Consider the following 22311-nt stretch of genomic DNA (forward strand, 5'->3'; position numbering starts at 1 on the left):
ACCACCCGCATCAATGCGGCGAATTTATACAGATGCTAAACAAGCATCGGGTATAATTTAGCTTATGGTACAAATCATTATATTAATTACTGCCTTTGTTATTCTTGTGTTGCTGCTATTGCAGATGTGGCGAGAAAGCAAGACTGACCGGAACTTGCTGATATTGCAGCAGCTTGAGGAGAAGCATCGCGCCATGCTGTTGGATTTTAACGATGGCCTCAACAAGCTTGGTGATCGGTTAAGTAGCGCAACCAACGAAACCAGCGAGCGCTTGCGTGCCAGTGTGGCAACAGAGTTGCAAGCCACACGTGATGCCATGCAAGCCTTGCAGCTAGCGCAAAGTAATAGCCTAGCTCAAACACGTGAAACCGTATTAGAAAAACTGCACACCACACTAGCCGAGCAGGGCAAGGCAGAGCAGGAGTTGATTCAGTCAACGATGCGCAATGCAACTTTGCAGCTTACAGCAAGCATTGAAGGGTTGACCAAGTCTGTGGATGGTCGCCTGGAGTTAATTGGCGGCAAGGTTTCTGAGCGTCTAGATGAAGGGTTTAAAAAGACGAATCAGACCTTTATGGATGTGATGGCGCGCCTCGCGACCATTGATGAAGCACAGAAGAAAATCGATGGCTTAACCACCAATGTGGTGAGCTTGCAGGAGCTGTTGGGTGATAAACGCTCGCGTGGCGCTTTTGGTGAAGTGCAATTGGAGGCGTTGGTTCGCAACGTGTTGCCCGTTGGTTCCTTTGCGATGCAACACACCTTTGAAAATGGCACCCGTGCCGACTGCGCATTATTTTTACCTGAGCCAACAGGCGTGGTAGCGGTGGATAGCAAGTTTCCACTGGAAAATTACCACCGCATGCTGGATAACAAGTTGAGCGAAGCTGAAAAACTGATTGCAGAAAAACAGTTCAAATTAGATGTGAAGAAGCATGTAGATGACATTGCAGCTAAGTACATTATTTCTAATGTCACGTCTGATGGTGCGGTTATGTTTATTCCGGCAGAGGCGGTGTTTGCTGAGTTGCATGCATACCACGCTGATGTGATTACTTATGCGATGAATAAGCGGGTTTGGGTGGTTTCACCAACCACCTTAATGGCCGTGCTGAATACAGCCAGAGCTGTGTTAAAAGATGTTGAAACGCGTAAACAAGTACACGTGATTAAGGAAGAGTTAGGCAAGCTCAGTAAGGATTTTGGACGTTTTGACCTGCGTATGAAAAAGCTGGCAGACAATATTCGCATGGCGCATGAAAATGCACAGGACGTGCATATTTCCAGCCAGAAAATCTCACAGAGATTTGCGCAGATTGAGCGTGTAGAATTAACAAAAAGCACACCAGATTTGCTAGATTTAATTGATGATAAAGAAGATTAACTAAACTAAGTAACCAAATGAAAATTAAATTATTTTATTTTGCAAGATTGAAGGAAACGCTTAAGTATTCTACGGAAGATTTAGAGCTGCCAGACGACTCTTTGACCATTTTGAAGTTGAAGGCGGTGCTCGCCAAACGTGGTGATGTTTGGGGGCAAATGCTAATGGGTAAACTGAAGGTGCGTGCAGCCATCAACCATGAGCTTGTTGACGATATGGCCGTTATTAATGACGGTGATGAGGTAGCGTTTTTCCCACCAGTGACAGGTGGTTAGTGCGCTTGTTTGATACTAATGCGGTAACACTATGACAGTAAGAGTACAGACAGCAGATTTTGATATAGGCGCTGAGATCAATCAGTTGCGTCAAGCACGTAAAAATGTTGGCGCAGTGGTGAGTTTTGTTGGCTTAGTGCGCGATTTAAACGATGGTGATACGGTTTCACAGCTCACACTTGAGCATTATCCTGGTATGACCGAGAAATCACTGGCTGCCATTATCGAGCAGGCCAAAAATCGCTGGAGTATCATGGATGCCTTGATCGTGCATCGAGTTGGTACGCTACAGCCTAGCGATCAAATTGTACTGGTTATCGTAACGAGTGCACATCGTGGTGATGCGTTCTCGGCTTGTGAATTTATGATGGACTACCTCAAAACAGAAGCACCATTCTGGAAAAAAGAAGCAAATTCAACTGGCGAGCACTGGATCGAAGCAAAATCCGCAGACGATACGGCGCGTGATCGTTGGAATATAGAAAAATAATATGCAAAAAATACTAACCCCTCAAGAGTTAACCCTTAATGTTGCAAGGCAACAATTTAACTTTGCTGATACGTCAGCGCTGATTGCTGAAGCGCCTGATAGTGCGCAGTATCAAGCATGGGTGGCGCAAGCCGAGGCAAAAAAGGCAGCAGAATTTGGCTTAAGCATACAGCAGACCGGATTTAATTTGCTGGCTTTAGGCGAGCCTGGTTCGGGTAGAACCACGTTAATGCTAAGCGTGATGCATGAAGCCGCCAAAAAGTGGCCGGCAGCCTGTGATTTAGTTGCGCTGTATCAGTTTGAAGCAAGCGGTAAGCCTTTGTTTATTAAACTACCTGCTGGTGCAGGCACGCAGCTTAAACAGGCGTTGGATACGTTTGTGCGCGTTTTTGCCAAAGAGCTTGCCAGTTTGCTAGATGCTAAAGTGCAGCAAAACTCTATCACACCGTTGCAGACCTTTATAGATGAGCAGTTAAATACGGTTAAAGCTAGTTTGACACTGATTGAGCCTGACAAAATACCTGCACATTATTTTAGTACACTACAAAAAGATATATTAGAAACGCTGGAAACGTGGCAACCGACAACAGGTCCTGAAGGTGAGAGTAATCTTGAGGCTCTCATGTCCGAGAGTTTTTTTGGCCGCTACCGTGCCAATGTGCTGGTCGAGCACCATGCTACACAGCATGCGCCAGTCCTTTATGATAACGACCCTAGCTTACAGTCTTTGTTTGGCGGCATAGAAGGTGCCAGCGAAGCCAGCAATATCCCAGACTTTATGCGTTTACGCGCAGGTAATCTGATGCGCGCGGATGGCGGCACATTGTTGCTGCACCTGCGCGACATTCTTGCTGATGAGCAAAATGGTGCACATATACTGGAAAAGCTACATCGCTTCCTGCGTAATGGCACCTTACAGATAGAAGACTTGAGCAGCAGTAGCAATCAAGGTAGTAGCCTGATTAGTGCACAAGCGGCCATTCCGGTTTCAGTGAAAATTGTGTTGATCACTACGCGTGAAGATTATTACGAGTTGCTAGGCGTTAAACCTGATTTCTTTGATTACTTCCCCATTAAGATCGAGTTTGCAGACCAAGTAAAAGCTAGTGCTGAGAATTATGCTGCATATGCGTCTTTTATTGCACATAAGTGCCAGCAACATCACTGCCGCCACGTGACAGCTGACGCTGTTGCTGCCTTGTTGCAGGCGATGCATCGCTTGATTGAAGATCAAACTAGATTGAGTACCAAGTTTGCAGTGCTAGAAAAATTACTGTTAGAGAGCGCAGCTGCAGCCAGCTTGCGTGGCGCTGAGTTAGTCACTATAGAGGATGTTAAGTCTGCGATTCAGCGTAAATATGCGCGCCATAGCTACATTGAGGCGCATATGCGAGACTCTATCGTAGATAAAGAGTTAATCATCAGTGTGCATGGTGATTGCATTGGTCAAATTAATGGCCTAACGCATATTGATCTATCTGAAGCTAGCTTTGGATCGCCAGTACGCATCTCCGCGAATTGTTATCCAGGTAGTCGTGGTGTGCTGACAATAGACCGTGAAGTGAAGATGAGCGGGCCGACCCATGATAAAGGCGTGATGATTTTACAAAGCTGGTTGCACACTAATTTTGCACATTTAAACCCACTCAACCTCACAGCCTCACTCGTGTTTGAGCAAGAGTACAGCGGTGTGGATGGTGACTCTGCCTCCTGTGCTGAATTGTTTGCGCTGCTCTCATCACTCGCACAAGTACCAATCAAACAAGGTATTGCGGTGACAGGAGCAATGAACCAGCATGGTGAAGTGCTGCCAGTTGGTGGGCTGAATGAAAAGATTGAGGGGTATTTCCGAGTCTGCAAGGAAATAGGTCTGGATGGCAACCAAGGCGTACTGATGCCTGAGCGTAATATGCGTCATCTCATGCTGAGCGATGAAGTGATTCAAGCTGTTGAGCAAGGGCAGTTTCACATTGCTACGATGAATAATGTAGCTGATGGCATTCAGTACCTTACCGGACATTCGCTGCAGTCAGTAAATGTAATGGCAGAAGTGGTACTTAAAGATTTTAAAATAATCCTGGAAACTAACTTCCCTAAGCGACCAGCTTAGGTCTGGATTGAAAATGGCAAGCGAAGCAGACAGCAAATGCCGGCTAGATAAATGGCTATGGGCCGCACGTTTTTTCAAAACACGTAGCCTTGCTACTACGGCAATAGATACTGGCAAAGTACACGTAGATGGCGACCGGGTAAAACCAGCAAAAGAAGTGCATATTGGCCAAACCATCCATATCCGTAACCGTGATTTCGAGATTGAAGTTACGGTACAAGCGCTTTCAAATGTACGTAAAGGCGCGCCTGAGGCCGCGCTGCTGTACACAGAAACACCAGCTAGCATTAGCAAGCGCGAAAATGCAAAACTCACTGGCGAGCATGACTTTGCACAGCGAGATAGAGGCGCGGGGCGACCGACCAAACGGCAGCTGAGGGATATTAAGAAGTTTACTGGTGGGGCTTACTAGCATCGTGCACCTTTCAGGTATATACGTAACATTAATTTAGACACTTGATAGTGCTTTCCTAATATGGCTTCTAAAAAAATAAGCATCGACTCTTTGATAAAAACCACGGATGTACGTTTTGGTACAAGTGGTTTACGTGGTTTAGTTGAGCAAATGAGTGATGAGCTTTGTTATGCATATGTTTCGGCATTTTTGAGAGCGGTCGCTGGTGATGCAGCATCGGATAAAAGAGTGGTGTTAGGGCATGATTTGCGACCTAGTAGTCCTCGTATAGCGAGTGCATGCGCCAAAGCTATCATCGACTCGGGTAGGGAGGTTATGTATGCTGGTGAGTTGCCTACACCGGCACTTGCTTCATACGCTTATGAATATCAATTGCCGGCTGTGGTCGTAACTGGTAGCCATATCCCTTTCAATCGCAATGGTATTAAATTCTACAAAGCAACAGGAGAGATATCCAAATTAGATGAGCTACTGATACAGCAAGCCTCTGTAGATTTGCCAGATACTGGCACAAGTTTACCAAACAGCTCGGTTGTGCGAAATGCATCAGTTAAGTTGCACTACTTAAAGCGGTATATAGATTTCTTCGAAAGCTTTAAGATTGCTGGTATGCGTGTTGCGATATACGAGCATTCAAGTGTTGCAAGAGACATTTTGCGTGAAATACTAGAAGCATTAGGGGCTACGGTGATTTCACTGGGGCGTAGTGAAGAGTTTGTGCCAATTGATACAGAAGCCGTTAGGCCAGAAGATGTTTTGCAGGCGCAGCAATGGGCAAAGGAGTATAGCTTTGATGCGATCATTTCTACTGATGGTGATGCAGATAGACCATTAATTGGTGATGAGCATGGTAACTGGTTACGTGGAGACGTTGTTGGTGTTTTATGTGCAAAATTTTTATCGGCAGAGACTGTCGTCACCCCGGTGAGTAGTAATACTCTCACAGAGAAATCAGAATGGTTTAAGCAAGTTATCCGCACCAAAATAGGTTCACCCTATGTCATAGAAGCTATGCAGTCATTGCCTAAGAGTAAAAATGTCGTTGGTTTTGAGGCTAATGGAGGCTTTTTGCTTGGTACTAACGTTATTTTGAATAATAGTGTTTTAAATGCGCTCCCAACGCGCGATGCCGTTCTTCCTGTTTTAGCGCTACTTTCCTTATCAAAGCAAAATCAGAAGCCTATTTCTGCGCTTGTTGGTTTGTTACCAAATCGATATACAGCGAGTGACCGATTGCAAAATTTCTCTACAGAGCTCAGCTCACAACTAATCAGTACATTAAATCAAGACAGTGTATTTTTGTTTAAGCTAATACCGTCAGATTTAGGCCAGGTAGTGTCAATAGATCATACTGATGGTTATAGAGTTATATTAGATGGTGGAGATATTATCCATTTTCGTCCATCAGGTAATGCACCAGAGTTGCGTTGTTATGTCGAATCTGACACGCAAGAAAAAGCGCAGCATTTGTGCAAGGTGTGTTTATCTAACCTCAAACGCATATATTCTTAAATAATGCTTTTGCTCGAATGGCGTTATCTAAACTGTCATTTTGATTGATAGAAAGCAGTTATTGCCATCAGATAAATATCTCTTAATATGCACCATTAAATTATCATGAAGCATCTTTTGCTGATAAAATTGCGTTCATTGAATGAACGGACTTCTGCTTATTAATATGCTAACTGACGAATACAAGTACAAAATACTTAAATTAGTAGCCGCTAACTCTGAAACTAGTCAACGAGAGCTGTCAAAAGCTCTAGGTATTAGTTTGGGGAAAACCAATTATTGCCTTCAAGCGCTTATTGAAAAAGGTATGCTTAAGGTAAGTAATTTTAAAAATAGCAAAAACAAGCTGGCTTACATGTATTTGCTAACTCCAAAGGGGATTGAAGAAAAGTCAGCGATAACACTCGCTTTTCTTAAAGCAAAAATTAAAGAATATGAAATGCTTGATGCTGAAATAAAGTCATTATCACAAGAAGTAAATGCAGATATTATGCCTTTAGCACTTAATTTAAACATAGTAGATAACGCGAAATAGCCCTTTCTTCTAATGAACAAAACACCTATTAATATTACTCCTGTGATTCTTTGTGGAGGATCCGGTACAAGATTATGGCCGCTATCACGCACTGGGTTCCCTAAACAGTTTCTAGTGCTTTCTGGTACTAACAGTCTATTTCAGCAAGCTACCAATCGCTTAAGTCAGTTATCTGCTGCTGATATTGCAGTTGGAGAGACTTTAATTGTTACCAATGAAGCGCATCGCTTTTTAGTGCTCGACCAGTTGCGAGAGCTTTCTCAAGTGTCAGCCAGCTTATTGCTTGAGCCAGTAGGGCGCAATACAGCTCCTGCGCTAACGTTGGCAGCATTGCAGGCAGTCGCAAATGGCGATGATCCTATTCTTGTTGTTACGCCAGCTGATCAAACCGTGCAAAATGAAGAGGCATTTACCACAACACTCCAAAATAGTATTCGTGTGGCAACAACTGGTGCAATCGTAATTTTAGGGATTCAGCCAAATAAGCCTGAAACTGGCTTTGGTTATATCAGGCGTGAGGGTGCTGCAGGATTGCACAATGAGTACAACGTAGCACAGTTTGCCGAAAAACCTGATTATGAAACTGCACAAGCCTACTTCGCATCTGGTGATTACACTTGGAATAGCGGCATGTTTGTGGTTCGTGCTAGCGTGTGGCTCAAAGCATTGCAGCACTTTAGACTAGATATATTTGAATCTACTTCAAATTCTTTTGTAAATAGTGTTCGAGATAACCTATTTGTGCGCCCTGATGCTGCTTTGTTTGCCAATGTAGCGAGCGAATCTGTTGATTACGCCGTGATGGAGAAGTGTCCGGGCTCTAAGTTCCAGATTAAGATGGTGCCGCTTGATGCTGGCTGGAATGATCTTGGTGCATGGGATGCTGTTTGGCAAGTAGGTGAGCAAGATGCTAATGGAAATGTATCTAATGGCGACACGATAATTGAAAACACAAACAACACGTTGATTAATGCAAGCCATCGACTGGTCAGCACCGTAGGTGTTAGCAATTTAGTAATTGTTGAGACCGCTGATGCAGTATTGGTTGCTGACCGAAGCATGAGTCAGGGCGTGAAAAAGATTGTGAGTCAGCTGGAGTTGCAAAAAAGAGAAGAGCGTGTGTTGCATCGCAAAGTATCTAGACCGTGGGGTTGGTATGACACCATAGATGTAGGTGAGCGATTTAAAGTTAAGCGCATACAGGTCAGTCCTGGCGCTAGCCTGAGCTTACAGAAGCATACCAAGCGAGCTGAGCATTGGGTTGTAGTAACCGGAACTGCAGAAGTAACCTGTGGTGATAAAGTGATTACGCTTCATGAAAACGAGTCAACTTATATTCCATTAGGTGAAACGCATCGTTTGGCTAATGCTGGTGCAGTTCCGCTTGAGATTGTTGAAGTTCAGTCAGGTAGTTATTTGGGTGAGGATGATATAATTCGTTTTGAAGACACTTACGGTAGAATTGAAGAAGGAAAAGCATGACTAAAGTTGCATTGATCACAGGTGTTACTGGGCAAGATGGCGCTTATTTGGCTGAGTTTTTATTGAAAAAAGGCTATGAGGTGCATGGTGTTAAACGTCGCAGTTCTTTATTTAACACAGCTAGAATTGATCATCTATTTCATGATGTACACGAAAAGGGTTTGCCTTTCTTTTTACATCATGGAGACATGACAGACTCATCTAGCTTGACTCATATTATCCAAAAAGTACAGCCAGACGAAATTTATAATTTGGCAGCACAAAGTCACGTTGCTGTTTCATTTGAAGAGCCGGAGTACACCGCAAACTCTGATGCATTGGGAGCGCTTCGCATTTTAGAAGCTATTCGTATTCTTGGCCTTCAAAACAAAACACGTTTTTATCAAGCATCTACCTCTGAGCTCTATGGTTTAGTTCAGGAAACACCGCAAAAAGAAACTACGCCATTTTATCCTCGCAGCCCTTATGCAGTTGCTAAACTCTATGCTTATTGGATTACGATTAACTACCGGGAGGCTTATGGTATATATGCCTGTAATGGGATTTTGTTCAATCATGAATCTCCTATTCGCGGTGAGACTTTTGTAACTAGGAAAATCACGCGTGCCTTGGCACGTATCAAACTTGGCCTTCAAGAATGCCTGTATTTGGGTAATATGAATGCGCTGCGTGATTGGGGGCATGCAAAAGACTATGTAGAAATGCAATGGCTGATGCTGCAACAAGAGCAGCCAGAAGACTTTGTAATTGCAACAGGGGTGCAATATAGCGTGCGCGATTTCGTTAATGCAGCTGCCAAAGAGCTTGGCATGGCAATTGCATGGAAAGGTGAAGGCGTTGATGAAAAAGGGTACGATGCATCCGGTAAATGCATTGTTGCTGTAGATTCGCGCTACTTCCGTCCAACAGAAGTGGAAACCTTGCTTGGTGATGCCAGCAAAGCAAAAAATAAACTAGGCTGGGTACCAAAAATCAGTTTTGATGAGCTTGTCAGCGAAATGGTAAGAGAAGACCTGAAAAGCGCTGAGAGAGATGAGCTTGTTAAGCGCCACGGTTATTCTGCTTTCAATTACCACGAATAAAAATAGCAATGACTGAAAAAGTTTTATTAACTGGCGCCCGCGGCATGGTGGGTAAAAACATACTGGAGCATCCATCTAGTACAAAATGGCAGTTCCTTACGCCTTCAAGCACTGAGCTCGACCTTACTATATATGCTGATGTAGAGGCATATATAGCACTGTATCAGCCGGATTTCATCATACACGCGGCTGGACGGGTAGGCGGGATCCAGGCTAATATTGCAGCTCCTGTAGACTTTCTGATAGACAACCTTGATATGGGGCGTAATGTGGTGATGGCTGCGCAGAGAAACGGCGTCAAGCGCCTGATCAATCTAAGCAGTTCCTGCATGTATCCACGAAATATATCCACTCCGCTTACAGAAGATATGATTCTGACTGGTGAGTTGGAGCCAACCAACGAAGGTTATGCGCTTGCAAAAATCGCTACCATGCGCTTGTGCCAATATATAGCAAAACAAGATGCTAGTTTCCAATATAAGACTTTGATTCCATGTAACTTGTATGGGCGTCATGATAAGTTCTTACCTCAGCATTCACACTTGATTCCGGCAATCATTCATAAGACGTATCAAGCAATGATTAACAACGAGCCTCAAGTGGAAATATGGGGTGATGGTACTGCTAGAAGGGAGTTTATGTATGCTGGCGATCTTGCTAGTGCTGTTATCCGTGCTTTGGAGCATTTTGATACCTTGCCAAATCTCATGAATGTTGGCCTGGGGCAAGACTATACAATCAATGAATACTATCAAGCGGTTGCCGCGGTAATAGGTTACCAAGGCAGTTTTACACACAATCTGAGCAAACCTGTCGGTATGGCACGCAAGTTAGTAGACGTTCAGCAGCAATCCTTATGGGGCTGGTCGGCTAATAATAGCTTGACCGATGGTATTAAGCAGTCCTACGAATTTTATTTGAAAGAGTATTTACAATGAGTCCAAGATTCCCTCTCGCCACAACCACGTGGGATCAAGCAGAAATTAATGCCATGCATCGTGTAATCGATTCTGGCATGTATACCATGGGCAAACACGTGCAAGAATGCGAGCAATCTTTTGCACACTATATCGGTAGCAAGTACTGTGTAATGGTGAATTCAGGCTCATCTGCTAACTTATTGATGGTAGGTGCATTGTTTTATACAAAAAATGGCGCGTTGAAATTGGAAAGGGGCGATGAAGTCATTGTGCCGGCTGTCTCTTGGAGCACAACTTATTATCCGCTTTATCAATATGGGTTAAAGATCAAATTTGTAGATATTGACTTGAATACTCTGAACTATGATTTTGATCAATTAGAAAAATCAGTTACTGATAAAACCAAAGCGATCATGGTAGTCAATCTGTTAGGCAATCCTAATGATTTTTCGCGTATTAATCAGATTATCGATGGGCGCAATATCACATTGATCGAAGATAACTGCGAATCAATGGGCGCTACCTTCCAAGGTAAGAAAGCCGGCACTTTTGGGGTGATGGGGACTTTCAGCTCATTTTTCAGCCACCATATCTCCACAATGGAAGGCGGCTTCATTGTTACGGACGATGAAGAGCTTTACCAAATATTGCTTTCACTCCGTGCACATGGCTGGACGCGTAATTTGCCTAAACATAACCTAGTATGTGGTGAAAAAAGTGATGACCCATTTGAAGAGTCTTTCAGGTTTGTGTTGCCTGGCTATAACGTGCGTCCAATAGAAATGGAAGGTGCGCTTGGCATAGAGCAAATCAAGAAGCTGCCTGGATTTATTGCATCTCGCCAAGAAAATGGCAAACGATTTGTTGTTGAGATGAAAGACCATCCTGATATATTGATTCAACAGGAGATAGGTGAAAGCAGCTGGTTTGGGTTTAGTTTGGTAATTCGTCCAGGCTCTAAACTCACTCGTAAGGAATTGGTTAAAAAGCTCAATGACGCTGGTTTTGAGTGTAGGCCCATTGTTGCAGGAAACTTCGCCAAGAACGAAGTCGTAAAATACTTTGACTCTGAAACGCCATTTGCTCTGAAAAATGCAGAGCATATTGATAATAACGGATTGTTTATAGGTAATCATCATTACTCATTAAATGATGCATTTGTACATTTGAGAAGTGCATTAAATAATATGAAAGAAAGCGTTTAAATTAGTATGAGTCAAACAGATTACTCATCACAGCAAATAACTGTAATTTCAGCAACGGATGGGCCAAAACATTATTGGCGTGAGCTCTGGCGTTTTAAGGAGCTATTCTTTTTGCTTGCTTGGCGAGATTTACTTGTGAGGTACAAGCAAACTATGATTGGAGTTGCTTGGGCAGTCTTGCGACCACTTATTACAGTGATGGTATTTACATTTGTATTCGGGAAAATAGCCAAATTACCCTCTGGTGATACGCCTTATGCCCTCTTTGTCTTCGCGGGAATGTTACCTTGGCAATTTTTTTCCTCTGCACTTGCTGAGGCTGGGAATAGTGTTGTTAGTAATGCAAATTTAGTAACGAAAATTTACTTTCCTCGTTTACTGTTGCCATTATCTAGTATTTTGGTTTGCTTTGTTGATGCCTTAATTGCCGGTATTCTTTTTATTGGTTTGATATTTTGGTACGGCGTGGTACCAGATTGGCATATAGTATTTTTGCCAGTGTTTATTCTATGGCTCGCATTAATTACTTTGGGGTTAAGTTTGTGGATAGCTGCTTTAAATGTAACTTATCGAGACTTTAGGTATTTAGTTCCTTTTATGCTGCAGTTGGGGATGTATGTTTCACCAGTAGGTTTTAGTAGTGCAATTATTCCAGAAAAATGGTTGTGGGTTTTTTATTTGAATCCTGTTGCTGGGGTTATAGATGGGTTTCGTTGGTCTATCTTTGGATATCATGAAACGTACAATTTTATGTTAATAATACCTTCTCTCGTTTTTACACTTTTACTATTGGTCTATGGCTTAGTTTTCTTCAGAAGTACAGAAGCTAGTTTTGCAGACGGGATTTGAGTATGTCATCAGTTATACAAGTTGAAAGCATTTCTAAAAGTTATTTAATTCAACATAAACAATCTGCTAAATATAGGTCCATACGAGAAGAGATAATGTTTGGCCTTAATAATGTTATTGGGCGTAGGCAATCCTCACAGGTTGGTAAGCAAGTTACTGATGAGGTGTTTTGGGCGCTTGATGATGTTTCATTTTCGATTGGTGCCGGTGAGCGGGTAGGAGTTATAGGTAGAAACGGAGCAGGTAAATCTACATTATTGAAAATACTCTCTCGAATCACAAAGCCTACAAAAGGAAAAATTCAACTAGTTGGTAAATTGGGTAGTCTGTTAGAGGTAGGGACTGGTTTTCATCCGGAATTAACCGGGCGCGAAAATATATATCTTAATGGCGCTATTCTTGGTATGGGCTCAGCAGAGATTAAGAGTAAATTTGATGAAATAGTTGAGTTTGCCGAAATTGAAAAGTTTCTTGATACGCCCGTCAAAAGATATTCAAGTGGTATGTATGTAAAATTGGCTTTTTCAGTTGCAGCGCACCTAGAACCGGATTTATTGATTCTTGATGAAGTATTAGCTGTAGGTGATCAACGGTTTCAAAAGAAATGTTTTGATCAGATAAGAAAACTGGGTAAGGATAGCGGTAGAGCAGTTATCCTTGTGTCGCACAACATGTCAGCCATTTCTCAAATATGCTCACGTTGCTTATTGTTGGATAAAGGAAGGTTAGTTGCAGATGGCGAAACAAATAATGTTTTAGCGCAATATGCACTGCAAGACTTTGAGATGGGGCTTGGTGATAAAGTGGATCTTTCACACCATGAAAATAGAGAGGGAAATGCAGAAAAAGCTAGAGTTAGCTGGTTACAGATAGCCACTTCAGATGATTCATCAAAGTTGGTGTATATTGGGTCAGATTTACTCATCAGGTTCTCTGTGAATTTCTTTACTACAATGCAACAGGAAGATATTACGTTGGCTGTGGAAATCTCTACAACATCTGGTTACCAAATGGCAAATATGTTGGCTTCTGATTCTGGTTTTAAAAGCGGGGTAAATGTGGGTGAGTATGTTTTTGAAGTTCATTTAGACGATGTCAGATTTTACCCTGGGGAGTATTCAGTAAATATATGGATTGGTGATAGCTCTTCGTCGCCAATTGATTACGTCATTGAATGTGGAAAGTTCGAGGTTAGTGAAGGTGGGGATAAAGTATTTCGACGACTACCCAGCGGGACTGCTATGCAATTTTTAACTCCAAAGTGGAAACTAAGTACAATTTGAAGGTTTATATATGAAAAAATTTATTGCTAGAGTTTTACGTTCCTTATCATGGCGACTAAAATATTATGCTGATTATTTAGTACTCTTGGAGATAAATGATAAGGAAGTTCTCTGTACGCATGTCACGCCTCATTCATTATGGTTAAAAGATAATGGAGATAAGACATTACGCTTGAATTATCAATTAACTTCTGATGATGTTGTGTTGGATGTGGGGGGCTATGAAGGGCAATGGGCTAGCGATATATTTTCACGATATCTTTGTAAAGTACATATTTTTGAGCCTATTCCACATTATTCATCAATGATTGAAGAGAGCTTTTTACAAAATAAGCATATTAAATTACATAAAATTGGCCTAGGCAAGGTTAATGATGTAATTGAGTTTTCTATTGCGGGCGATGCATCTTCCTCCATAGTGCGTGGTAATCATTTAGTCCAAGCGCGTATTGTCGCCTTCAGAAATTGGTATGAGCAAAACGATATAAAAGAAATCGCTCTTATGAAGGTGAATATTGAAGGTGGCGAGTATGACCTGTTAGAGCATTTAATTGAAACTGGTTTAATTAATAACATTAAAAATTTACAGGTTCAATTTCATGATTTTTTCCCTGATGCAGAGAAGCGTATGCTTGATATTCAAGCGAGCTTGCAAAAAACTCATTATTTGACTTATCAATATAAGTTTATTTGGGAAAACTGGACTCTAAAGGATCAAAGTTAATGCTAGTGTCACGTATTATAGGCGGATTAGGCAATCAAATGTTTGAGTATGCTGCAGCTCGCGCTGCTTCGCTAAGAATTAGTGTTCAATTGAAATTGGATTTGAGTGGTTTTGAAACTTACGATTTGCATGCCTATGGATTAAATAATTTCAATATTGTTGAAGATGTAGCTAAAAAAGATGATTACTTTATAGGTGCACCAGAGTCACTATTAAAAAAAATTAAAAAGTACTTAAGAGGGCTTATTCAATTAGAATCTTTCCGCGAAAGTGATTTGTCTTTTGATTCAAAGGTGTTGGAGTTAAACGATAACACTTATTTGGATGGTTATTGGCAATGTGAGCGTTATTTTATTGATTTTGATAAACAAATTCGACAGGACTTTAGCTTTAAGTTCGCACCTGATGCACTAAATCAGAGGTATCTGGAGCTTATTGATTCTGTTAACGCTGTGTCTGTGCATATTCGACGCGGTGATTATGTTAGCAACTCAACAACGAATGAGATTCATGGTGTGTGTGACTTAGATTATTACCAAAGAGCCGCGGAGTTTATGCGCGCTAGAATTGGGCCGGAAAACTTACACTTTTTTGTGTTTTCAGATGACACTGATTGGGTAAAAGAAAACATTAGTTTTGGTTCGGACACTACTTTTATTTCACATAATGACGCAGCAAAAAACTACGAAGATATGCGTTTGATGAGCGCATGCAAGCATCATATTATTGCGAATAGCTCATTTAGTTGGTGGGCCGCTTGGTTAAATCCATCTAAGCAGAAAGTTGTAATTGCGCCACGTCAATGGTTTAAAAGCACTTTGTTAAACTCTGATGATATAGTTCCGGCTTCTTGGGTTAGGTTGTAACGATGTTTAAGAGACCAGAGCAGAATTATGAGGTGTCCGATCAAGTTGTTGATGGGATACTTTCCGATCTAGCACACCCATTATCTTGTATAGCAGGCTTGTTAACGAATGGCGCACATGTTTTAGATATAGGTGCTGGTAGTGGAGTATTGGGAAGAGTGCTTTCGCGTGCAGGCCTAAATGTTGAAATCGATGGGATAGAGCCAAATGCCTTTGCGGCAAATCTTGCACGTAAATACTACAGAAGTGTTTATACAGGGTTTGCTGAGGAGTTCTATGAGCAAATTTCTAATGCTCAATATGATTTCGTTATATTAGCTGACGTAATTGAGCATATGCCGAATCCTCAAGAAGTATTATCTGAGTTGCTGATGTGTTTATCTCCTAAGACAAAATTAATTGTTTCTGTACCAAATGTTGCATTTGGAGGTATTCGTCTAGCACTACTAAACGGTAATTTTGATTACGTGGATTCTGGATTGCTAGAGCATACTCACTTAAGGTTTTTTACTAAAAACACCTTAAAAGAACTTTTCTCTTTAATAGGATTGGAAGTTGATCGAGCAATTTCACTGGAGCGTAGTTTTTATAGAACGGAATTTAGTAGATCAAAAATGTCTGCATCTTTTATTACGATGCTTAAATTAGCTTTTAGCAGTGATGCACGGGCATATCAATATCTTTTTGTGTTGAACAAGTGTGACGGGAAAGTCAGCAATAGTTCTCGCGTTCCCCAAGAACATAAAGGCGTAAATGGAATAACAATAATGCAAGACTATATTTTTGGTAGTTCTCAATTAATGCCCTTACTGCATAGGGCTTATCGTCAATTGAGGAAGTTAAATGCCTAAAGTGTCAATTTGTATTCCAACTTATCGGCAAGTTGATTTTTTGAGGAGTACGTTAAAGTCTGTATTAGAGCAAGAATTTAAAGATTATGAACTTATTATTAATGATGATTCACCAGATGATTCCGTTTTAAATCTTTTGACAGAATTCAGTTTTGGTTCGCGTTTACGCTACTTTAAAAACCCAATCAATTTGGGTTCTCCTGAAAACTGGAATAACGCGATTAGTAAAGCGAATGGTGAACTTATCAAAGTTCTTCATCACGATGATAAATTTTCTCATATTGGTGCTTTGCAAGAATTTGTAACATTGATGGATGAAAATCCAGATGCTGATTTTGGATTTTGTAGTAGTAAGGTTTTTGATCTTGTAACAAATAAATTCCGAGAGCACAGGCCTAATGATATGCAACTTCAGATGTTATCTGATATGCCAGAACTTTTGTTTCTAGGTAATCTGATTGGGGCACCTAGTGCAACGATTTACAGAAGAAACCTAATAAATTTAAATTATGACAAACAGTTAAAGTGGCTTGTAGATATTGATTTCTATATCCGAGCATTGCAAAAGAACAATCGTTTTGCGTATGCAGCTGAAACATTGATAATCACACCAACAAATGCAGAGCATCAAGTAACTGAGTGTTGTAAGAATAATGCTGACATAGTGCTGATGGAGCATTTAATTTTATACGATAAAAATTCAAGCCAACTTGCGTCACGCCCTGAGGTTGTAAATTACTGGCTTGGTATTTTTGGGCGGTATGGAATTTACTCTGTAAGTGACATTGAAAATTTTGATAGTTTTAGTGAAAGCCAAAAGAAAATAATTAGTGAAATGCTCTTGGTGTTTCATAAACGGCCATTATTAAAGTTTATTTATTTTTTATACTGGCAATTGGATGCACCACCATTTATAAAAGCTACTCTTCGAGCCATCGTGCGATTTTCTTACAATTTTTTTTCATGCATTCGTAATTTTTAGAACTACTTTAAACAATAAAACACACCTTCGAATGACTATAAACAACATCTCAAAATTTCACGTTTTAACACCTAAAGTTTCGATTATTACATCTGTTAAAAATGGGGAAAAGTATTTAGTAGAGTCTTTGAATAGTATTCTTAGGCAAACATATCATGATTTTGAATTAATTGTGATAGATGATTATTCAGTAGACTCAACTGCAAATATCCTTAAGGAGCTAGCTGCTTCAGATGAGCGAGTAAAAGTCATAACTAATGAAAGTTTGCCTGGGTTATCAAATGCTCTGAATCTAGGTATTAAACATGCAACAGGTAAGTACCTAGTGCGGCATGACGCTGATGACATTTCTAAGCAACATAGATTAGCAACACAAATCGCATATCTTGAGAAGAATCCTGATATAGATATTCTAGGTTCTTGCATCGACATGATTGATGAGTCTGGTAGTTTTATTAAGTTACATCGTGAACCATTAAGTCACGCAGCCATAGTTTTTCATACTCTATTCGGTACACCTTTCGCACATCCGTCAATAGTTATTCGCAAATCTTTTTTAGATAGATCTAGAATAAGTTACTTAGAGGTACCTGCTCAGGATTATGAGTTATGGGTGAGAATGATAAATTCTGGGGCCAAGGCTGAAAATTTATCCGAAGCTCTGGTAAGTTACCGCGTATCTATGCAATCTGATAGCAATGTCCGCTCTCTTAGACATCATCAAATGGCGGAGGCAATTAAATTACAACAGATAAAACGGTACATAAAGTTTCCAACCCAGATTAAAAAAATATGTGCAGGAGAATATCAAGCTGTTGCACACTATCTTCTAACCGGAAATATATTTAAATTTTCTTACAACTCCAAAAAATTTGGCAAGCAGGTTATAGCCTTATTTGACTCTATATCTCCTGAAATGGGTTTGATGCCTGAAGATATATCTCACATAAAAACATTAATGTATAAGCGCTTAGAAGCTATTAAGACAGATAACGCTTGGTCAGATGTATTTAGAAACTATAAAAGAAATATATATAACTTGGCACGAACAATCAGTGCAGTCAAAAAAACGCCCGTAATAAGCTTAACAGTATCGGAAATTCAGAGCTTTATTGAAAATGTACATATTTTTATTATCGTGCGAGATCGGTTGACTTGTCTTCAATCTCTAGTTGATTGGTTGGCACGGGCAGGGCATAAAAATATTATATTAATTGATAATGCTTCTACTTATCCTCCCTTGGTTGAGTTTTTGTCGAAGACTACTTATAAAGTTATCAGATCAAGTGAAAATCTCGGCCATACTGCGTTATGGAAGATTCCTGAGTTGCAAGAAGTAATTAATGCTAACTGGTTTGTATATACGGACCCCGATGTTATTCCTGATGAAAACTGCCCTTTAGATGCAGTAGGTAATTTTTATAATATTCTGTTAAATAATCCCAATTATATTAAAGCTGGTTTTGGACTCCGCATTGATGACCTACCTGATCATTATCATTTAAGAGATAGGGTGATTGAGTGGGAGGCGCAGTTCTATAAAAAACCCATTAGCACTGATATATATAACGCTGATATAGATACGACTTTTGCGTTATATCGACCTGGAACTCAGTATTGTTTTGGCCCTGCTTTAAGAACAATGGGGGCATATAAGGCGCGACATTTGCCTTGGTATTTGGATACGAATAATTTGGTTGACGATGAACTATATTATCGAGAACATGCGCTTTCATCAGTAACTACATGGAATGTTGCAGGTAATGCGAAATTGCTACCTATACCTACTTTATGGGCAGGTGTTAAATATAGACTATTGGCTGCTGCGTCAATCCATCCTCTTTCATATAAGTTGGCTAACAAGATGAAATCATTGCTCCGTTCAGTTAATGTAAAAAAATATAGAAAATAAAAAATTATGTTAATTGTAGTTGAAGAATTTTATGAAGTTATCGCAAATGAGTAGTTTAGTAGGGGGGGTTGTTGTTGCATATTACCCTGATGCGAAAGTATTTTCTGACACTTTAAACTCTGCTTTAAATGAAGTAGATTATCTTGTGGTTGTAAATAATAGTAGAGAGCCTCTTCATGAGTTATGTGCAGAGGTCAATGGTCTTCAGATTACGGTAATTGAGAATAAAGATAATGTCGGCATTGCTAAAGCCCTAAATCTTGGTATTGAATATTTAATAGCAAAAAACTGTGAATATTTTTTACTACTGGATCAAGATAGCAAAGTTCCTAAAAGCATGGTTTCTGAGTTGATAAAGGCTGTCAATCATTTAAGCGATTCTACAAACCAGATAGCTGCAGTTGGTCCATCTTACTTTAATTCACGATTAGATAAAAATGCTCCTTTTATTCAATTTGATAACTTCAGTATTAAAAAAATTAACCCAGATCCTATGGTTCCATATGTGCCTGTTGATTTTTTAATTACTTCTGGGAGTTTAATCACGCTAAGCGCCATAAAGAATATTGGAGTTATGGAAGATGGTTTGTTTATAGATTATGTTGACACCGAGTGGTGCTTGAGAGCTGTCGCTAAAGGTTACAAATTATATGGTTTGAGCACGGTAAAAATGGAACATTCATTGGGAGATGATCCTGTGGTTTTTTTTAATAAAAAAATGCCAATGCATAGCCCTTTGAGGCATTATTACATTGCGCGAAATGCTCTTCATCTAATGAAGCGAAGTTATATTCCCGTCAATAAAAAAATTATCATTTTAATAAGTATGCTAAAAACCTTTTTCTTTTACTCTTTAGTACCATCTAATAGATTTTCGCACCTAAAAATGATGTGTAGTGGCTTTTATGATGGAGTATCAAATAATTATGGTCGCTATGATAAGTTGGTAAAGTTGAAAAATAATTTATCTCATGAAGTTTAGAGTTAAGGTCTTTCTCGCCACCTTTAATGGATCAGCTTGGATTCAAGAGCAGATTGATAGTATTTTGCGGCAAGTCGGTGTTGATGTGCAAGTTTATGTCTCTGATGATTTTTCCAGTGATACTACTATAGCGCTTCTTGAAGGTCTTACTAAGCAAGAGTCTCGCATTGAATTGCTACCGAGGACTGTAATATTTGGCGGCGCAGGTAAAAATTTTTACAGGCTTATTTTAGATGTAGATTTAAATGATTGTGATTATGTCGCCTTTGCTGATCAAGATGACATTTGGGAACAAGACAAACTTATTCGACATATTGGACTTATGCAACAGAGTGGCGTAGATGCCGTGTCATCTAATGTCATTGCATTTTGGCCTAATGGGAAAACTAAGTTAATTGATAAGGCGCAGCCTCAGAGAGAGTTAGATTATTTATTTGAGTCTGCAGGGCCTGGATGCACGTTCTTGATGACTTCCCAGCTCGTAGGGCTGGTAAAGAAGCTTCTAAGCGACCCAGGAGGTATAGCTAATAAAGTAGCTTTACACGACTGGCTTGTATATGCAGTTTGCAGGATATCTGGTAGAAAATGGTTGATTGATTCAACGCCCTCTTTGCAGTATCGACAGCATGAAAAAAATGTAGTTGGCGCGAATATTGGCTTAAAAGCTAAATTTTCTCGACTAAGAAAAATATCTAATGGCTGGTATAAGGCGGAGGTATTAAAGATTTTAGCTGTTTCTTTTCAGTTATCTAATAATCCTAAATTACTAACTATTTCAGGTTTGCTCGAAAAATCAGATTTATTATCTCGTTTAAAGTTATTGCGGTTTGTTCCACAAGCTCGGCGGAAACTATCTGATCGTTTTATTTTGGGATTGATGATCGTTTTTGATTTATTTTAGGATACGAACTTGAGAGTTGCTATTAATCGCATCATGGTGACTGGTGCTAATGGTTTTGTAGGGCAGCTTTTTTGCGCAGAAGCCTTGGCGCGTGGCTTGGAGGTCTTTGGCGTAACAAGGCTTTCTGGTGCGTCACTACCTAATGTTAAAAACGTTGTAGTGAGTGACATTAATGGCACGACTGACTGGTCGTTCGCTTTAGTGGGTTGTGATGTAGTGATGCATCTTGCTGCGCGTGTGCATGTGATGCGTGAGACTTCTGATGATCCCTTGGCTGAGTTTCGTCATGTGAATGTTGCGGGGACTGAGCACTTGGCGCGTAGTGCTGCGGCTGCAGGTGTAAGACGATTCGTTTACGTGAGTTCTATTAAAGTGAACGGGGAAGAAACGAGCAAGGGAACGGCATATACCGAACAAGACAATGCTGCGCCTCAAGACCCTTATGGGGTTTCTAAATGGGAAGCCGAGCAAGCACTGCATTGTGTAGCAAAAGAAACTGGGCTTGAGGTGGTGATAGTACGCCCACCATTGGTATATGGTGCTGGTGTAAAAGGTAATTTTGCACAGATGATTTCTGTGGTTGCCAAAGGTGTGCCACTTCCATTTGCATCTGTGAATAATAAACGCAGTTTGATTTATGTGAAAAATTTGGCGGATGCATTAATGTTATGTGCAACACATCCGGCTGCCGCTGGGAATACGTATTTAGTGAGCGATGGCGAAGATGTTTCTACCACGGATTTATTGCGTAAATTAGCTGTTGTGATGGGCAAAAAATCACGTTTATTTTCATGCCCAGTTGTTTTGTTAAAATTAGCTGCCAAAATATTTAGAAAGTCTGATCAAGTAGGGCGCTTGCTCGGTTCTTTGCAAGTGGATAGCAGTAAAGTACGCCGTGAGCTGGGCTGGGTGCCGCCATTTTCTGTGGATGATGGTTTGAAAGCGACTGTAAAAGATAAAATTTGATGATTAAACGTATTTTTGATTTGTGTCTATCGTGTTTTGCCGCGCTGTTTTTGCTGATACCATTTTTATTGATTTGGTTGTTGGTGAAGGTTACTTCAACTGGCCCAGCTTTATATTGGTCTGACCGTGTAGGCCGTCATAACGTGATTTTCAAGATGCCTAAATTTCGCTCTATGCGAGTGGATACGCCGGCCGTTGCCACACATCTGCTCAATAATCCCCAGCAGTTTTTGACGCCTATCGGTTCGTTCTTAAGAAAGTCTAGTTTAGATGAATTGCCGCAACTATTGAGTATCATTAGGGGTGACATGAGTTTTGTAGGGCCGCGCCCTGCATTGTTTAACCAAGATGATTTAATTGCTTTACGTACCAAGTATGGGGTGGATGCGCTGATGCCAGGACTCACCGGCTGGGCGCAGATTAATGGTCGAGATGAGTTGCCGATTCCTGATAAGGTGAATTTAGATGTCGCTTATATGCAGCATCAATCGTTTTGGTTTGACCTGAAGATTATTGTTTTAACTTTTGTAAAAGTTTTAAGAAGAGACGGTGTTCAGCATTAGAATGGCAGAACGCATTAAATCT

The 22311-nt window shown here is 40.5% G+C and carries 22 protein-coding genes; all 22 read left to right on the forward strand.

Annotated features, from left to right (window positions below; genetic code table 11):
- Positions 1-64: 64 nt before the first annotated feature.
- The 22 genes from MMOL_RS05160 (at position 65) to MMOL_RS05265 (ending at position 22289) form a co-directional block, all read left to right on the forward strand.
- Positions 65-1384: a DNA recombination protein RmuC gene (locus MMOL_RS05160; RefSeq protein WP_015831961.1), complete on the forward strand. Its 1320-nt coding sequence runs from the start codon at positions 65-67 to the stop codon at positions 1382-1384.
- 17 nt (positions 1385-1401) lie between these two features.
- Positions 1402-1659 (forward strand): molybdopterin converting factor subunit 1, encoded by a 258-nt coding sequence (gene moaD, locus MMOL_RS05165; protein ID WP_015831962.1) that lies wholly within the window; start codon positions 1402-1404, stop codon positions 1657-1659.
- Positions 1660-1690: 31 nt separating this feature from the next.
- The gene (moaE, locus tag MMOL_RS05170) at positions 1691-2149 is read left to right on the forward strand and encodes a molybdopterin synthase catalytic subunit MoaE (RefSeq protein ID WP_015831963.1); all 459 of its coding nucleotides are present in this window, start codon (positions 1691-1693) and stop codon (positions 2147-2149) included.
- A gap of 1 nt (position 2150) precedes the next feature.
- On the forward strand, positions 2151-4259 hold the full coding sequence (locus MMOL_RS05175) for a Lon protease family protein (RefSeq protein WP_015831964.1): 2109 nt from the start codon (positions 2151-2153) through the stop codon (positions 4257-4259).
- 13 nt (positions 4260-4272) lie between these two features.
- Positions 4273-4671 (forward strand): RNA-binding S4 domain-containing protein, encoded by a 399-nt coding sequence (locus MMOL_RS05180; protein ID WP_015831965.1) that lies wholly within the window; start codon positions 4273-4275, stop codon positions 4669-4671.
- A 63-nt stretch (positions 4672-4734) separates the two neighbouring features.
- A complete protein-coding gene (locus MMOL_RS05185; RefSeq protein WP_015831966.1) occupies positions 4735-6186 on the forward strand; it encodes a phosphomannomutase in 1452 nt (483 codons plus the stop codon).
- A gap of 142 nt (positions 6187-6328) precedes the next feature.
- Complete coding sequence (locus MMOL_RS05190) at positions 6329-6721, forward strand: MarR family EPS-associated transcriptional regulator (protein WP_015831967.1); 393 nt, start codon at positions 6329-6331, stop codon at positions 6719-6721.
- 12 nt (positions 6722-6733) lie between these two features.
- Positions 6734-8203 carry a mannose-1-phosphate guanylyltransferase/mannose-6-phosphate isomerase gene (locus MMOL_RS05195; RefSeq protein WP_015831968.1) on the forward strand — a complete coding sequence of 490 codons (1470 nt, stop codon included), beginning with the start codon at positions 6734-6736 and terminating at the stop codon, positions 8201-8203.
- Positions 8200-9285, forward strand: a complete 1086-nt coding sequence (gmd, locus tag MMOL_RS05200) for a GDP-mannose 4,6-dehydratase (RefSeq protein WP_015831969.1) — start codon at positions 8200-8202, stop codon at positions 9283-9285. Before MMOL_RS05195 ends, gmd begins: the two co-directional genes overlap by 4 nt.
- Before the next feature lie 8 nt (positions 9286-9293).
- Entirely contained in the window at positions 9294-10223 is a 930-nt protein-coding gene (locus tag MMOL_RS05205) for a GDP-L-fucose synthase family protein (protein WP_015831970.1), read from the forward strand.
- Positions 10220-11410 (forward strand): DegT/DnrJ/EryC1/StrS family aminotransferase, encoded by a 1191-nt coding sequence (locus MMOL_RS05210; protein ID WP_015831971.1) that lies wholly within the window; start codon positions 10220-10222, stop codon positions 11408-11410. Before MMOL_RS05205 ends, MMOL_RS05210 begins: the two co-directional genes overlap by 4 nt.
- 6 nt (positions 11411-11416) lie before the next feature.
- Positions 11417-12259 (forward strand): ABC transporter permease, encoded by an 843-nt coding sequence (locus tag MMOL_RS05215; protein WP_015831972.1) that lies wholly within the window; start codon positions 11417-11419, stop codon positions 12257-12259.
- A gap of 2 nt (positions 12260-12261) precedes the next feature.
- Positions 12262-13542 (forward strand): ABC transporter ATP-binding protein, encoded by a 1281-nt coding sequence (locus tag MMOL_RS12185; protein WP_015831973.1) that lies wholly within the window; start codon positions 12262-12264, stop codon positions 13540-13542.
- Positions 13543-13552: 10 nt separating this feature from the next.
- A complete protein-coding gene (locus tag MMOL_RS05225) occupies positions 13553-14266 on the forward strand; it encodes an FkbM family methyltransferase (RefSeq protein WP_015831974.1) in 714 nt (237 codons plus the stop codon).
- On the forward strand, positions 14266-15132 hold the full coding sequence (locus MMOL_RS05230) for an alpha-1,2-fucosyltransferase (protein ID WP_015831975.1): 867 nt from the start codon (positions 14266-14268) through the stop codon (positions 15130-15132). Before MMOL_RS05225 ends, MMOL_RS05230 begins: the two co-directional genes overlap by 1 nt.
- A gap of 2 nt (positions 15133-15134) precedes the next feature.
- Entirely contained in the window at positions 15135-15983 is an 849-nt protein-coding gene (locus tag MMOL_RS11905; RefSeq protein WP_015831976.1) for a class I SAM-dependent methyltransferase, read from the forward strand.
- Positions 15976-16965 (forward strand): glycosyltransferase family 2 protein, encoded by a 990-nt coding sequence (locus MMOL_RS05240; protein WP_015831977.1) that lies wholly within the window; start codon positions 15976-15978, stop codon positions 16963-16965. The genes MMOL_RS11905 and MMOL_RS05240 overlap by 8 nt, the downstream gene beginning before the upstream one ends.
- A 31-nt stretch (positions 16966-16996) precedes the next feature.
- A complete protein-coding gene (locus MMOL_RS11910; RefSeq protein ID WP_015831978.1) occupies positions 16997-18877 on the forward strand; it encodes a glycosyltransferase in 1881 nt (626 codons plus the stop codon).
- Between the two features lie 31 nt (positions 18878-18908).
- On the forward strand, positions 18909-19859 hold the full coding sequence (locus tag MMOL_RS05250) for a glycosyltransferase family 2 protein (RefSeq protein WP_015831979.1): 951 nt from the start codon (positions 18909-18911) through the stop codon (positions 19857-19859).
- The gene (locus tag MMOL_RS05255) at positions 19849-20760 is read left to right on the forward strand and encodes a glycosyltransferase (RefSeq protein WP_015831980.1); all 912 of its coding nucleotides are present in this window, start codon (positions 19849-19851) and stop codon (positions 20758-20760) included. Before MMOL_RS05250 ends, MMOL_RS05255 begins: the two co-directional genes overlap by 11 nt.
- A gap of 9 nt (positions 20761-20769) precedes the next feature.
- Entirely contained in the window at positions 20770-21726 is a 957-nt protein-coding gene (locus MMOL_RS05260) for a UDP-glucose 4-epimerase family protein (protein ID WP_015831981.1), read from the forward strand.
- Entirely contained in the window at positions 21726-22289 is a 564-nt protein-coding gene (locus tag MMOL_RS05265; RefSeq protein ID WP_015831982.1) for a sugar transferase, read from the forward strand. The genes MMOL_RS05260 and MMOL_RS05265 overlap by 1 nt, the downstream gene beginning before the upstream one ends.
- Positions 22290-22311: the final 22 nt, after the last annotated feature.

Source organism: Methylotenera mobilis JLW8 (genome assembly GCF_000023705.1).
GTDB lineage: Bacteria > Pseudomonadota > Gammaproteobacteria > Burkholderiales > Methylophilaceae > Methylotenera > Methylotenera mobilis.